We start from the raw sequence: 14,201 nt of genomic DNA on the forward strand, positions 1-14,201 counted from the left end.
TAGCGCAGGGGAGGGTTGGGGAGGGGTGCTTTCAGCTTTCAGATTTTTTGCAGCTAGCTCTGGCCTTCAACCACCACCCCCGCCCTCACCCACCGGCAGCGTCACATTCATGATGGTCGAGTCATCCGGGTCGGCCTTCACCTTGAAGCCCAGGCTCTGGCACATGGCCAGCATGGTGCTGTTCTCGCGCAGTACCTGCCCTTCCACCATGTTCAAGCCCAGCCAGCCGGCGTACTCGATCATGATCTGCATCAGCTTCCAGCCGATGCCATGGCCCTTCAGGTCCGAGCGGATCAGGATGCCGTACTCGCCGCGGTTGTAATCGGCATCGGCATGCAGGCGTACCGCGCCCAGCATTTCACCGGTCTTCGGATCGATCGCCACCAGTGCGATCGAGCGGGCGTAATCGAGCTGGGTCAGGCGGGCGATGAACTCGTGGCTGAAATGCTTCACCGACTGGAAGAAGCGCAGGCGCAGGTCGTCGTCGGTGACACGGGCGAAGAACGCGCGGAACAGGCCGTCGTCTTCCGGCCGCACCGGGCGGATGAAAGCCTTGCCGCCGTCGGACAGATCAATCGTGCGCTCCCACTCGGTGGGATACGGGAAGATCGCAAAACGCGGATGGCCACGGCCCTTGTGCAGGCGCTTGACCGGGGTGATCGCAACGCGCGCGTCCAGTGCGATCACGCCATTGCGGTCGGCCAACAACGGATTGAGATCCAAGGTGCGGATTTCAGGAATATCCGCCGCCAGCTGCGCCAGCTTGACCAGCACCATCGCCACCGCACGTTCGTCCGCCGCTGGTACGTCACCGTAAGCCTTGAGGATGCGCGAGACACGGGTGCGGCCTATCACTTCATGTGCAAGCCGCAGATCCAGCGGCGGCAGCGCCAGGGTCTTGTCGTCGATCACTTCCACCGCGGTGCCGCCACGGCCGAATACCACCACCGGGCCGAACACCGGGTCATCGGCAATGCCGGCGATCAGTTCGCGTGCCTTGGGCCGGGTCAGGCTGGGCTGCACCAGCACGCCTTCGATACGCGCCTGCGGGCGCTGCTCGCGTGCACGCTGCAGGATGGCGGTAGCGGCAGCCTGCACCGCGCGCAGGCTGCCCAGGTTCAAGCGCACGCCATCGACTTCGGATTTATGCGGAATGTCCGGCGAGAAAATCTTCACCGCCACGCTCATGCCCTGCTCCAGCAGCGGCTGCGCCAGGTCCATGGCCTCGTGCGGATCACGCGCGACCATCACTTCCAGCGACGGAATACCGTAGGCCTGCAGCAGCTTGTGCGTTGCCACCGGGTCCAGCCATTGTTGATCGTTCGCCAACGCGGCCTCGACCAGCGCGCGTGCGGCCGGCACATCCACCACGAAATCCGCTGGCAGGCTGGGCGGGGTTTCCATCAGTGCCGCCTGCGCCTCGCGGTAGCGCACCAGATGCTGGAAGCCGCGCACAGCTTCGGCTTCGGTGGGATAGGTGGGCACGCGTGCGGTATTGAGGGTGACGGTGGCGCGGTCGTCGTTGCCCAGCCATACCGCGAACACCGGCTTGTCGCGCAGTTGCCGGGAGCGCTGCCCCAAGGTGGTGGTCAGCGCCTGTGCGGCTTCGGCGGAGGAGGTGAACGCGGTGGGCACGTTGATCACCAGCACCGCGTCGTTGGCATCGTCGGACAGCAAGGCCTCAATCGCCGAGGCGTAGCGGCCGCCATCGGCATCGACCACGATGTCGACCGGGTTGTCGCGCGACCAGCCCTGCGGCAAAGCCTTGTCCAGCAGTTCGACGGTGGCCGGTGACAGCTCGGCCAGGCTGCCGCCGAGCGCCTGCAGCTGATCCACCGCGAGCCGGCCGACGCCACCGCCATTGCTGAGGATCGCCAAGCGCCGACCCGGGAAGGTTCCAAGACGGCCCAGTGTTTCGGCGGCGGTAAACAGCTCGTCCAATGCATTCACCCGCAGCAGACCGGCGCGGTTGAAGGCCGCACCGTAGACCGCGTCGGAATCGGCAAGGGACTGCGAATGCGTGCTGACCACCTCGCCATTGCCGCGCGGCTTGCGCCCGGATTTGACCACCACTACGGGTTTTGCACGTGCAGCGGCACGCGCGGCCGACATGAACTTGCGTGCATCGCTGATCTGGTCGACATACAGCAGGATGGCGCGGGTGCGGTAGTCGCTGGCGAAGTAATCGAGCAGATCGCCGAAATCGACATCCAGCGCATCACCCAGCGACACCACCGCCGAGAACCCCACCGAACGTGCCACGCCCCATTCCACCAGCGCGGCGGCAATCGCACTGGATTCGGAAATCAACGCAAGATCGCCGGCCTGCGGTGTGTGCGCGGCGATGCTGGCATTGAGGCGGGCATGCGGGGCGATGACGCCCAGGCAATGCGGGCCGAGCACGCGCATGCCCTTGGGCCGCGCGGCGGCTTCCACCTGCGCGGCCAGCGAGCCAGGCCCCTTGCCCAGGCCAGAGGTAAGGATGATGGCCGCTGCCACGCCCAGCTCGGCGGCTTGGCTGACCACCTGCGGCAGCAGGGTTGCGGGCACCGTGATGACGACCAGATCCGGAATCCACGGCAGGTCCTTGAGCTTCTTGACCGTGCGCATGCCGTCGATTTCGGCATAGCGCGGGCTGACCCAGCCGATCTGCCCGGCGAAGCCGCCGGCACGCAGGTTGCGGATCACTGCGCGGCCGGCGGAGCGATCGCGCGGGCTGCCGCCAATCACGGCCACCGAACGCGGGCGGAATACGGTCTGCAGGTGATAGGTGCTCATTGCGACGCCTGTTGCGGGTACCGGGTCAAAGGTACACGGCTGGCGCGCGGGGCGGGCTGCGTTGGATCAAAAGTAGGGGGTGTTTGGGACGCTGGTGGAGAGCAGTTTTGATTACTGCGAAGAGCACCCCTCCCCGGCCCTCCCCTGCGCTGCGCGCAAAGGAGGGAGAAAAGCTGCGGACTGGCAGATGGCCGGGAAGCGCCCCCTCCCTTTGGCGTCAGCCAAGGGGGTGAAGAAGGCCTGCTTGCGCGCCATTGCCGCGCGGCCTGATGAACGACCGAAGGCTATGCCTTCGGGCCGGCCGGTTGGGGAGGGGTGCGTTTGCGTTTGATCTACGGGTAAAGCCCCTGCCGAGCATGGCTCGGCACTACAGTTAGAGCAGGGTGCCGCCCAGGATCATTGCGGCGATGCTGAAATAGATCACCAGGCCGGTTACGTCCACCAACGTCGCCACGAACGGCGCCGAGGCGCTGGCCGGGTCGAAGCCCAGGCGCTTGAGCACGAACGGCAGCATCGAGCCGGACAGCGAGCCAAAGGTGACGATGCCGATCAAGGCGGCGCCAATGGTCAGTGCCAGCAGCTTCCAGTGCGCGCCGTAGTCATGCAGGCCGGCCAGCTGCCAGATGGTGATGCGCACGATCGCCAGCAGGCCAAGAATCGCGCCCAGTACCACGCCGGTCGGCAGCTCGCGCAGGGCCACCTTCCACCAGTCGCGCAGGCGCAGTTCACGCAGCGCCAGCGAGCGGATCAGCAACGATGTGGCCTGCGAACCCGAGTTGCCACCCGAGCTCATGATCAAGGGGATGAACAAGGTCAGCACCACCGCGCGGGCCAACTCATCCTCGTAGTGCTGCATGGCGCTGGCGGTCAGCATTTCGCCGAGGAACAGCACGCTCAGCCAGCCGGCACGCTTGCGCAGCATCTCCAGGAAGCCGATCTGCATATACGGCTTGTCCAGCGCCTCCACGCCGCCGAACTTGTGCACGTCCTCGGTGGATTCGTCGATCAGGGCATCGAGGATGTCGTCGACGGTGACGATGCCCAGCATCTGCTGCTGTGCGTCCACCACCGGGATTGCCAGCAGATCGTGGCGGCGGATCAGCTGCGCCACTTCTTCCTGGTCCAGCAGCGGGTCCACCGTTACCGGCGGGTTGACCTGGGCCACCGCCAGAATCGCGTCCTCCGGCTCGCCGGTGATCAGCCGTCGCATCGTCACCACCTGCAGCAGTTGCCGGCTGTGCGGGTCCAGCACATAGATGGCGTAGACGGTCTCGCGGCTGCGCTCCACCTCGCGGATGTGCTGCATCGTCTGCGCCACCGTCCAGTCCGCCGGCACAGCGACGAACTCGGTGGTCATCAAGGCTCCGGCGGTATTGGGCGGGTAGCTCAGCAGCAGCTGGATCGAGCGCCGTGCCTCCGGCGCCAGCAGCGGGATCAGCCGTGCACGCTCGGCATCGTCCAGCTCATGGACGATGTCGGTGGCACGGTCATCGGCCATCAACCCCAGCAGGGCCGCGGCACGGGCCGGCGGCAGCGCTGCAATCAGCGCGCCGGCGTGCTGCAGCTCAGGGGCTTCCAGCAGTTTGACCGCGCGCGGCAATGACAATGCCGCCAAGGTATTGGTTGCCTGCAGCAAAGGCAGGGCGTTGAGGTACTCGACCGCGTCGGCGGTGTTGTAATCCGCCAAGGGCGCACTAAGCGCGGCTGCGTCCACTACTGGCCGCAGAAATTGCTTCTGGTTCATGATGATTCGCCTGTTCTGGATTGCGACCGCAACGCCAGCACAGGACGAACCAACCCTGTCAGGCGGTTGCCGTCGCTGGTGTCGACGATCGCGATCGACTTCTACTGTCGCTGGACATGGGTTGGACTCCGGAAAGGTGCCGCGCGGTTGTACCGGCAGCGGCGCGAGTCTGGTCCTGTTGGCCGGCAGGGTCAAGCCTGCATCGCTGAATCCCGGCAACGGGGGGGCTTGTGTTCGCATTCACTGACCACACAGTCCGCATAATGTGAAATTGTCGGCAGGCAACTGCCTGACTTGTCTGCTGAATCAATCAAGGAACCTATCCACATGCATGGCACCGGCCTCGAACTCGCCTTGGTACTGCTGCTGGCGGCGGTGATCGCCGTGCCAGTATTCAAGCGCTTCGGGCTGGGCGCGGTGCTGGGCTATCTGGCTGCAGGCGTGGTGCTGGGGCCGCATGTGCTGGGCTTCGTGCAGGACGCCGACCGCATCCTCAATGCCGCCGAGATCGGTGTGGTGATGCTGTTGTTCGTGATCGGGTTGGAACTGTCGCCGTCGCGGTTGATGGTGATGCGGCGGCCGGTGTTCGGCGCCGGCACGGTGCAGGTGCTGCTCAGCGCTGCGGCGCTGGGCGGGCTGTTGCTGCTGAATCATTTTTCATGGAAGAGCGCGCTGGTGATCGGCACCGCGCTGGCCTTGTCTTCCACTGCGGTCGGCCTGCAGCTGCTGTCCGAGCGCAAGGCGCTCAATACCGACTATGGCCGGCTCGGCTTTGCCATCCTGCTGTTCCAGGACCTGGTCGCCATCCCATTGTTGGCGGCGATTCCGCTGCTGGGCGGGGTCAAGAACGAAACCCTGAGCTGGCAGGATGCGTCCATCGCGCTGGGCGCACTGATGCTGGTGATCGTGCTGGGCCGGCCAATACTGCGCCAGCTGTTCAATATCGTCGCGCGTACGCGCATGCCGGAAGTCTTCACCGCCACCGCCTTGCTGGTGGTGCTGGGCACGGCGTGGTTCATGGCCGAGGCCGGGCTCAGCGCCAGCCTGGGCGCCTTCATCGCCGGCGTGTTGCTGGCCGACTCCGAGTTCCGGCATGAAATTGAATCTCAGATCGAGCCGTTCAAGGGCCTGCTGCTGGGTTTGTTCTTCATTGCCGTGGGCATGGGCATCGACCTGAAGCGGGTTGCCGCCGAACCGGAGATCATCGCCGCGGGCGTGGCCATCCTGCTGGTGGTGAAGTTCTCCATCCTGATCGCGCTGGGCCTGGCCGCGCGCATGTCGCTGCGCAGTGCGCTGATGCTGGGCAGCGTGCTGTGGCTGGGCGGTGAGTTCGCCTTCGTGGTGTTCAACGAGGCCGAGCGCGCGCACCTGCTCGGGCGCATCAACCACGACCGGCTGGTGGCCATCGTCAGCCTGTCGATGGCGCTCACCCCCTTGTTGCTGCTCGCCCTGCAGCGCTCGCTGCAACTCAAGCCACCGGCGCGGCCGCCACAGCCTGCGCCCGATGAGACGCTCAAGGATGCCGGCGCGCAGCGGCCGCAGGTGCTGATCGCCGGCATGGGCCGCTTCGGCCAGATCGTCGGCCGCCTGCTCACCGCGCAGCGCATTCCCTTTGTTGCCCTGGAAGCCGACCCGGACACGGTCAAGGACCTGCGCCGCTTCGGCAACCAGCTGTATTACGGCGACCCTACCCGTCCGGATCTGCTGCGTGCGGCTGGCGCCGAGCACATCCGCGTGTTCGTGATGGCGATGGACGACCCGGATACCAATCTGCGTGCGGTACGGCTGGTGCGGCGCATGTATCCCAAGGCGACCGTGCTGGCACGTGCACGCAACCGCCAGCACGCCTGGAAGCTGCTGGACATGTCGGCCGAACCCTTCCGCGAGGTCTTCGGTTCCAGCCTGGAAGCCAGCGAGCGCGTGCTGACCGCGCTGGGCATTCCGGAAGGCATCGCCCGCGACCATGTGCAGCGTTTCCGCGAGCACGACGAACAACTGCTCAAGGCCCAGCACCTGGTCTACGACGACGAGGCAGCGGTGATGCAGACCTCACGCGACGCCCGCGAGGACCTGATGCATCTGTTTGAAGCCGATGCCAGTGACAGTACGACGGTGAAGCCGTCCAATGACAAGGACTGAAGCCCTCTGGGCTCGCATTGTTCTGTGCGAGCTGTGGGAGCGGCGTAAGCCGCGAAGCTGATGGCGCTGAAGTCTCAGGTGTCTATGTGATCTGATGATGAGGTGGCTTCGCGGCTGACGCCGCTCCCACAAAAATCGATCGCGAAGCGGCACGCAGCAACCGGCTTCTGCAAGGAACTGAAATAGCCGAATGGCCTTGTTCTGCAGGAGCGGCGTAAGCCGCGAAGCTGATGTTGCTGAAGTAGTGGGTATCCATGTCACCTGATGATGTAGCGGCTTCGCGGCTTACGCCGCTCCTACAAATACAGCCGCAGCTCGTCGATGCACATGAACAAAGGGCGCCTTTCGGCGCCCTTTGTGCTTACTTGCGGCGCTGTGCCGGTACGAAGACCTCGTTGACCGCGGCAGCCAGCTGATCCGGCGGCAACAGGCCCTGGTCGAGCAGGAAGTTGTTGAAGGCCAGCCGGTCGAACTTGTCGCCCAATGCCAGCTCGGTCTGCATGCGCAGTTCCATGATGCGGGTGTAGCCGTAGAAGTAGCTGCAGGCCTGGCCCGGCGAACGCACGGTGTAACGGTCCAGTTCCTGCGTGGCCATGGCCTCGGACAGGCCCACGCCGTCCACCAGCACCTTGCGCGCGCGCTCACGGTCGGTCTGGCCCAGGTTGAGGGCGGGGTCGAGCATGGCGCGGGCCGCACGCAGCAGGCGGAACTGCAGCGCGATCATCTGCCCGTCCAGCGGCTCGAACGGCACCATTTCGGCCTCGGCATACAGCGCCCAGCCTTCAACATTGACCGAGTTGAAGGCGAACATGGTGCGCGCCAACGAGATGCCACGCTCCACCATCGCCGCGAACTGCAGGTCGTGGCCGGGGCGGCCTTCGTGTGCGCTCAGCGTCCATGCCGCCGAGCCGAAGTTGAAGTCGTCGTACTGCGCCTTCTCGCCCGAGGCCGGGTTGCCCAGCGGCAGTACGAAAGTGCCCTGCTGGCCGGTGTTGCCGACCAGCGGTGCCGGCAGGTAATGCGGTGCCGGCGACGCCGCGCTTTCAGCTTCGCTGCCCAGCCGCATCTGCAGCGGGCGCTGCGGCACATCGACGATGCCCTGCTTATGGATGATCGGATCGATGGCATCGATGACGCCACGGTAATGCGATTCGAGCTGATCGTTGCTGATCTTGTCCTGCTTCAGCGCGCGGATCACCGCCACGTAATCGGTGTTGTCGGCGACCTTCAAACCCTTGGCCTGCACCACCAGCGGTGCCAGCTGGCGCATCATCGCGCGGGTTTCCATGTATTCGAGCTGGGCGCGCTGCATGAGCAGGGCCGGGTCGATGTCCACGCCCACTTCCTTGAGCTGGAAGGCATACAGCTCGGCTGGCAGACGGTTGTCGGTGCGCGCCTTGGGCAGCACGTCCTTGCCGGTCCAGGCGATGTAATCCTTCATCTGCGTGGACAGCTCGGCCAGCGAGGCGTCGGCGCCATCGATCTTGTATTTGGCGAACAGCTTGCCGATGCCGGCGATATAGGTATCGACGTTGGCCAGTGCCTGCTCGACTTCAATCTTGGTCGGCTGCAGCAGATTGGGCGTGCCGCTCTTTTCCTCGTAGCGCTGGCGCGCAAGGGTGGCCAGCGGCTGCGTGCCCGGCGCCTTGCCCAGGTAGGCGTTGAGCCGGTCCAGTGCCTTGGCCCGGCGCGCTTCCGGCACCTGGTCGGACAGCAGGCCGTTGATGCCGCCGAACACGGTCTGCGGCACATCCATCCACGGCATCAGGTGCTGTTCGTTGAGGGTGCTGCTTTCGATGTTGCGCTCGGCGGCGGCAATCATGATCTGCAGGTCCTGGCGCAGGTTGGGATCACGCTCCACCTGCAGCTTCTCGCGCAGCTGGTCGCGCGCCTTGTTCATTGCAGCGCGATAGCGTGCGGCAGTGTCAGCGCCCATATCGACGACCTTGTCGTCATAACCGGGCACGCCGAAGAAGCTGGTCATCTCAGGCTGGAACGGTGCCTGCGCCTGCAGCAGGATCTGCGCCAGCTCGTTGCTGCGCGCAACCCAGGCCGGAGCGGCGGGTGTGGTCTTGGTCGTTGCGGGTGCGGCGGCGGTTGCGGTGAGCGGCAGCGGCGCGGCCAGGGCAAGGGCGACGGCGAGAACGAGAGGCTTCATGGACAGCTCCGGAAGGGATGGGCTGACCGTACGCAGTCGCTGCCGGGGCGGCAAGGGTAGGAAGTGGGGGTTTTCTGGGGTTTGGGGCTACTGCTGGAGCAGAGCTCACCCCTCCCCAGCCCTCCCCTTGCCTTCGGCAAAGGGAGGGAGCAAAGCTCAGCCCCCTCCCTTTCGCGCAGCGAAGGGGAGGGTTGGGGAGGGGTGCCTTCAGCTTTGGCTTGCAGCCACCCTCACCCATGGGTAACAAGAACAAAGCGCCTCAAGGCTTCAAACAACGCCCAAGGAAGTTCTCCGCCACCCGGTAACGGTGCAAAGCATCCGCGCCCGCCAGACCATGCTTCGCCCCCGGGTACGTCATCAGCTCGAAAGGCTGGCCACGCTTCTGCAGCGCGCTCATCAGGGCGGTCGAATTGGAGAACAGCACGTTGTCGTCGGCCATGCCGTGGATCAGCAGCAGCGGCGAGGTCAGCCCGGCGATATGGGTGAGCACGCGCGCTTCGCGGTAACCATCGACATTGGCCGCCGGCAGGTTCATGTAGCGCTCGGTGTAATGCGTGTCGTACAGGCCCCAATCGGTGACCGGCGCACCGGCCACGCCACAGGCGTACTGGTCCGATGCCTTGGCCAGCAACATCAAGGTCATGTAACCGCCGTTGGACCAGCCCTGCACGCCGATGCGGCTGCCATCCACCCACGGCTGCGCCTTCAGCCACTCAACGCCCTTGAGCTGATCGGCCACTTCCACCGTGCCCTGCACGCCGTAGAGCGCGCCGCCGAAGTCACGGCCGCGACGCGGCGTGCCACGGTTGTCCAGCGAAAACACCACATAGCCGCGCTGGGCCAGGTACTGGTTGAACAGGTGGTCACCGCGGCCGGGCCAGCTGTCGGTCACGGTCTGCGAAGCCGGGCCGCCGTACACGTAGACGGCAACCGGGTACTTCTTCGCCGGGTCGAAGCCTTCCGGCTTGATCACGCTGTAGTTCAGCGGGGTCTTGCCGTCGGCGGCGGTCAGCGTGCCGTACTCGACCGGGCGCTGTGCGTCGCGGTACTTGGCGTACGGGTGGTTGGCATCGGCCAGGTTGTTGTCCAGCAGGGTGGCGATCTTTTCACCGTTGGCCCGGAACAATTCAATCTGCGGCGGCGTGTTGTGGTTGGACCAGCTGTCCACATAGACGCTGGCGTTCTTGGCGAACGCGGCGCTGTGCATGCCCGGCGCCTGCGACAACTTCTTCGGCGTGCCGCCGGCCAACGGCACGGCATAGATTTCGCTGCGCAGCGCTGATTCGATGCCGGCGCGGAAGTAGACGGTGCCAGTGTCTTCGTCGACGGCCAGCAGTTCGTCCACCGGCCAGTTGCCGGAGGTCAACGCAGTCTGGCTACGGCCATCAGCGCTGGAGACATACAGGTGCTCGAAGCCACTGCGCTCGGACGACCACAGGAAGCGGCCATCCTTGAGGAACTTCAAACTGTTGTGCAGCGGCACCCAGGTCTTGCTGGTTTCGGTGATCAGCAACTGCTGCTTGCCGTCGGCCAGGTTGGCTTCGATCAGCTCGAGTTTGTGCTGGTCGCGGCTCTGCCGCTGGAACGAAAGGTGCTGGCCGTCGCGCCATTTGACGCGGGTCAGGTAGATATCCTGCTGCTTGCCCAGGTCCACCCAGTTGACCGCCGCATCAGCGCGCGGCGCGATCACGCCCAGGGTGACCAGCACATTGTGGTCGCCGGCCGCGGGGTAACGCTGCTCGACCATCTCCACGCGGTCGGCATACATCTCATAGCGCTTCTGCACCGGCACCGGCGATTCGTCGATGCGGGCGAAGGCGATGGCCGAGTCGTCCGGCGCCCACCAGTAACCGGTGTGGCGGTCCATTTCCTCATCGGCGACAAACTCGGCCACACCGTTGCCGATGGTTGCGCTGCCGTCGCGGGTCAATTGCAGCTGCTTGCCGCTGGCCAGGTCGATCACCCACAGGTTGCGCTCACGCACGAAGCTGACGAAGCCGCCCATGGGCGAAAGCTTGGCGTCGGTGCTGAAGCCTTCGCCGTTGGTGAGCTTGCGCACCGCAGCGCTGCCCTGCTTGCCGAGGTCGTACAGGTACAACTCGCCGCCCAGCGGGAACAGCAGGGTTTTGGCGTCCGGCGACCACTGGTAATCGACGATGCCGCTGAAGGCAGCAATGCGCTGGCGCTCGCGGCGGGCCTTTTCGGCATCGCTCAGGGTCTCGGTGCCGGGCAGCAGCACCTTGGAATCCACCAGCAGCCGGGTCTGGCCGCTGGCGACGTCGTATTCCCACAGGTCCAGCTGCTTTACGTCGCTGTCCTTGCCGCGCAGGAAGGTGACCCGCGAACCATCCGGGGCCACCTTGGGCTTCATCAACGTGGGGCCGGACAGCGGCGCCTTGCCGGTGATGGCTTCGAGGGTGAGCTTTTCAGCGTGGACAGCGGGGGTGGCTAGGATCATGGCAAGGGCTAGAAACAAGGGACGCATGGTTTACCTGTCAGAACAGCACGGATCCGACCATCCTAGCCGAGCCCCGCCCGTACTGCCCCTGCCGAGCGTCAGTCGCGCTTGCCGAACAGCAGGCGCTTCTCCTCGTCACTGAGCGGCTGGCCGGCCTGCGGATTGACTGTGGGGCCGACCGCATAGGCACGCTGGGTGGCCGGACGCTCGGCAATGGCCTGGTGCCAGCGGCGCAGGTGCGGGAAGGCATCAAAGTCCACCGGCAGCTTGGCGTAGGCGCCGATCCACGGGTAACTGGCCATGTCGGCGATGCCGTAATCGGCGCCGCCCAGATAAGCCGCCTCGGACAGGCGCTTGTCCATCACCCGGTGCAGGCGCCGCACCTCGCTGTCATAGCGCTCGATGGCGTAAGGGATGCGCTCGGGCGCGTAGACGTTGAAATGGCCCATCTGCCCGCTCATCGGGCCCAGCCCGCCCATCTGCCAGAACAGCCACTCCAGCGTGGCGGCGCGGCCGCGCACATCGGCGGGGATGAAGCGGCCGGTCTTCTCGGCCAGGTACAGCAGGATCGCGCCGGACTCGAACACGCTCAGCGGCGCACCGCCATCGGCCGGGGCATGGTCGACGATGGCCGGCATCTTGTTGTTCGGCGAAATGGCCAGAAACTCCGGCAGGAACTGGTCGCCCTTGCCGATGTCGACCGGGTGCACGCGGTAATCCAGGCCCGCCTCTTCCAGGAACAGGGTGATCTTGTGGCCATTGGGGGTGGGCCAATAATAAAGGTCGATCATGAATACGCCTCCGCAGAACCATCCTCAGGTGTGCCTACGGTAGCCGCTTGGCAGCGTTCCGGGCGACCGGTAACCTCCCCTGTTTCCGCAACGCACCATCCTTCCCAATGTCCGCACAGAAATCGCTGAGCCCGCTCTCGTCCCTGATCTTCGCTTCCCGCTGGTTGCAGCTGCCGCTGTACCTGGGGTTGATCCTGGCGCAATGCGTCTATGTCTTCCTGTTCGGCAAGGAGCTGTGGCACCTGATCCATTCGGCCACCCAGCTGACCGAGCAGCTGATCATGCTGGCCGTGCTGGGCCTGATCGACGTGGTGATGATCTCCAACCTGCTGGTGATGGTGATCGTGGGCGGCTATGAAACCTTCGTCTCGCGCCTGGGCCTGCACAACCACCCGGACCAGCCGGAGTGGCTGAGCCACGTCAACGCCTCGGTGCTGAAGGTGAAACTGGCGATGGCGATCATCGGCATCTCCTCCATCCACCTGCTCAAAACCTTCATCGAGATCGGCACCCTCGGCACGGAAGGCAGCAAGTACACCGAAGCCGGTGTGCTGTGGCAGACCATCATCCACTGCGTGTTCATCCTGTCGGCCATTGGCATTGCCTGGACCGACAAGCTGATGTCCAACGGCCACGCCAAGCCGGCCGCCAACGCGCACTGAGCCGTATCCGGTACGGGCGTCACTGCATGTGACGCCCGTCACCTTTTCACCCCGACGTCATCATCGGCCGCCGCATCCCATGCCGGCGATGCTAGATTCGCGCATCACTGCTGAAATGGGCACGGCATCGGGAAATGCCGGCAGCCCGCGCCGTCGGGGCATACGCAGTCCACGTTCGTCGATTCAAGGGGATGTTTGATGTCGTACGTCATGAATAAAGGCAAGCTGCGTCTGCTGGCGCCCGCTCTTCTGCTGACCACGCTGGTGGCCTGTTCCGGAAAGGATGAGACTGCCGCACCGGCCGCTGCGCCCGCCACGCCGGCTGCAGCCGCACCCGCCGCACCGGCGGTAGCCGAAAAAGTCCAGGCCATGGACACCCAGCAGCTGCGCGACCTGGCCAGCGCCGCCCTGCGCGAGAACCGCATGTATGCGCCGGCTGGCGACAACGCCATGGAGTATTACCTGGCGCTGCGCGACAAGCTGCCCGACGACGCCTCGATCAAGAGCGCGCTGACCGACCTGCAGCCCTACACCCTGATTGCCGCCGAGCAGGCCTTGGCCCGCGAGGACTTCACCGAAACCCAGCGCCTGATCGCGCTGGTGGAAAAAGTGGACCCCACCGCTCCGGCGCTGCCGCGCCTGAAGCAGGGCATCACCGGCAGCATGCAGGTGGCCGAGCGCCGCACCGTCGAAGAGGCCGACAAGGCCAAGAAGGACGCCGAAACCCGCGCCAAGCAGCAGGTCGAGCAGCAGCGCATGGCCCAGCAGCAGGCTGCCGAAGCCAGCGCCGCCCAGCAGCTGGCCGCCAAGCAGGAAGCCGCGCGCAAGGACAGCGAACGCCAGGAAGCCGAGCGCCAGGCCGCCAACCGCCGTGAAGCGGAGCAGCGCAGTGCGGCACAGGCCGCCGCCCAGCAGGCCGCCGCGCCCAAGCCGGCAGCCGCCGCCGCGCCGACGCTGCGTGCGGTCAGCACCCCGGCCCCGCGTTACCCGGCCGACGCGCTGCGTTCGGGCACCTCCGGCGAAGTGCTGGTGGAGCTGAGCATCGGCACCGACGGCTCGGTCACCGACGCCCGCGTGCTGCGCGCCACCCCGGCACGCGTATTCGACCGCGAAGCCTTGAATGCAGTGAAGCGCTGGAAGTTCGAGCCGATCAACAGCCCGACCACCACGCGTCGTACGCTGGCGTTTGCACCGAACAAGTAATTGGATTTTGTTTGCGAAAAAGCCGGAGCGATCCGGGCTTTTTTTTCTTTTGTTTTTGTTTTTGTAGTGCCGAGCCATGCTCGGCAGAAGCCTTACCGGTGAAGCCCCTTGCCGAGCATGGCTCGGCACTACCAAAAACAACAAAGGCCCGGAGCAATCCGGGCCTTTGCTTTTGATCCACCTGTAGTGGGGGGCAAGGCAGGGGCCGACCGGAAACGCCAATTCAAGGGGTGAAGGACAACAGCAGCCGCGGCCTCCGCCCACACCC

8 protein-coding genes are annotated in these 14,201 nt (G+C 65.3%); 3 read left to right on the top strand and 5 right to left on the bottom strand.

The annotated features are described in order from the left end of the window. Positions 1-66 precede the first annotated feature (66 nt). Positions 67-2,778, bottom strand: a complete 2,712-nt coding sequence (locus ACVOKO_RS15810; protein WP_346499832.1) for a bifunctional acetate--CoA ligase family protein/GNAT family N-acetyltransferase — start codon at positions 2,776-2,778, stop codon at positions 67-69. A 373-nt stretch (positions 2,779-3,151) separates the two neighbouring features. After that, a complete protein-coding gene (gene mgtE / locus ACVOKO_RS15815) occupies positions 3,152-4,522 on the bottom strand; it encodes a magnesium transporter (RefSeq protein WP_346499833.1) in 1,371 nt (456 codons plus the stop codon). 327 nt (positions 4,523-4,849) lie between these two features. Here mgtE and ACVOKO_RS15820 point away from each other — a divergent pair, with 327 nt between their 5' ends. After that, a complete protein-coding gene (locus tag ACVOKO_RS15820; RefSeq protein WP_346499834.1) occupies positions 4,850-6,661 on the top strand; it encodes a monovalent cation:proton antiporter-2 (CPA2) family protein in 1,812 nt (603 codons plus the stop codon). 361 nt (positions 6,662-7,022) lie between these two features. On the opposite strand, the gene ACVOKO_RS15825 is transcribed toward ACVOKO_RS15820, so the two are convergent. The 3 genes from ACVOKO_RS15825 to ACVOKO_RS15835 all read right to left on the bottom strand — a co-directional run bounded on the left by ACVOKO_RS15825 (position 7,023) and on the right by ACVOKO_RS15835 (position 12,068). Next, positions 7,023-8,819: a DUF885 domain-containing protein gene (locus tag ACVOKO_RS15825; RefSeq protein ID WP_346499835.1), complete on the bottom strand. Its 1,797-nt coding sequence runs from the start codon at positions 8,817-8,819 to the stop codon at positions 7,023-7,025. A gap of 259 nt (positions 8,820-9,078) precedes the next feature. Next, positions 9,079-11,304, bottom strand: a complete 2,226-nt coding sequence (locus tag ACVOKO_RS15830) for a S9 family peptidase (protein ID WP_346499836.1) — start codon at positions 11,302-11,304, stop codon at positions 9,079-9,081. Positions 11,305-11,375: 71 nt separating this feature from the next. After that, positions 11,376-12,068 carry a glutathione S-transferase N-terminal domain-containing protein gene (locus tag ACVOKO_RS15835; protein WP_346499837.1) on the bottom strand — a complete coding sequence of 231 codons (693 nt, stop codon included), beginning with the start codon at positions 12,066-12,068 and terminating at the stop codon, positions 11,376-11,378. Positions 12,069-12,175: 107 nt separating this feature from the next. On the opposite strand from ACVOKO_RS15835, the gene ACVOKO_RS15840 reads away from it, so the two are divergent. After that, a complete protein-coding gene (locus ACVOKO_RS15840) occupies positions 12,176-12,730 on the top strand; it encodes a TIGR00645 family protein (protein WP_346499838.1) in 555 nt (184 codons plus the stop codon). A 210-nt stretch (positions 12,731-12,940) separates the two neighbouring features. Then, entirely contained in the window at positions 12,941-13,933 is a 993-nt protein-coding gene (locus tag ACVOKO_RS15845; protein WP_346499839.1) for an energy transducer TonB, read from the top strand. Positions 13,934-14,201: the final 268 nt, after the last annotated feature.

This window comes from Stenotrophomonas sp. STEN240, from assembly GCF_056756175.1.

Bases quoted from the DNA above. Each gene is read 5' to 3' on its own strand.
- ACVOKO_RS15810 (WP_346499832.1), bottom strand. From the start codon at position 2,778: ATGAGCACCTATCACCTGCAGACCGTATTCCGCCCGCGTTCGGTGGCC.
- mgtE (WP_346499833.1), bottom strand. From the start codon at position 4,522: ATGAACCAGAAGCAATTTCTGCGGCCAGTAGTGGACGCAGCCGCGCTT.
- ACVOKO_RS15820 (WP_346499834.1), top strand. From the start codon at position 4,850: ATGCATGGCACCGGCCTCGAACTCGCCTTGGTACTGCTGCTGGCGGCG.
- ACVOKO_RS15825 (WP_346499835.1), bottom strand. From the start codon at position 8,819: ATGAAGCCTCTCGTTCTCGCCGTCGCCCTTGCCCTGGCCGCGCCGCTG.
- ACVOKO_RS15830 (WP_346499836.1), bottom strand. From the start codon at position 11,304: ATGCGTCCCTTGTTTCTAGCCCTTGCCATGATCCTAGCCACCCCCGCT.
- ACVOKO_RS15835 (WP_346499837.1), bottom strand. From the start codon at position 12,068: ATGATCGACCTTTATTATTGGCCCACCCCCAATGGCCACAAGATCACC.
- ACVOKO_RS15840 (WP_346499838.1), top strand. From the start codon at position 12,176: ATGTCCGCACAGAAATCGCTGAGCCCGCTCTCGTCCCTGATCTTCGCT.
- ACVOKO_RS15845 (WP_346499839.1), top strand. From the start codon at position 12,941: ATGAATAAAGGCAAGCTGCGTCTGCTGGCGCCCGCTCTTCTGCTGACC.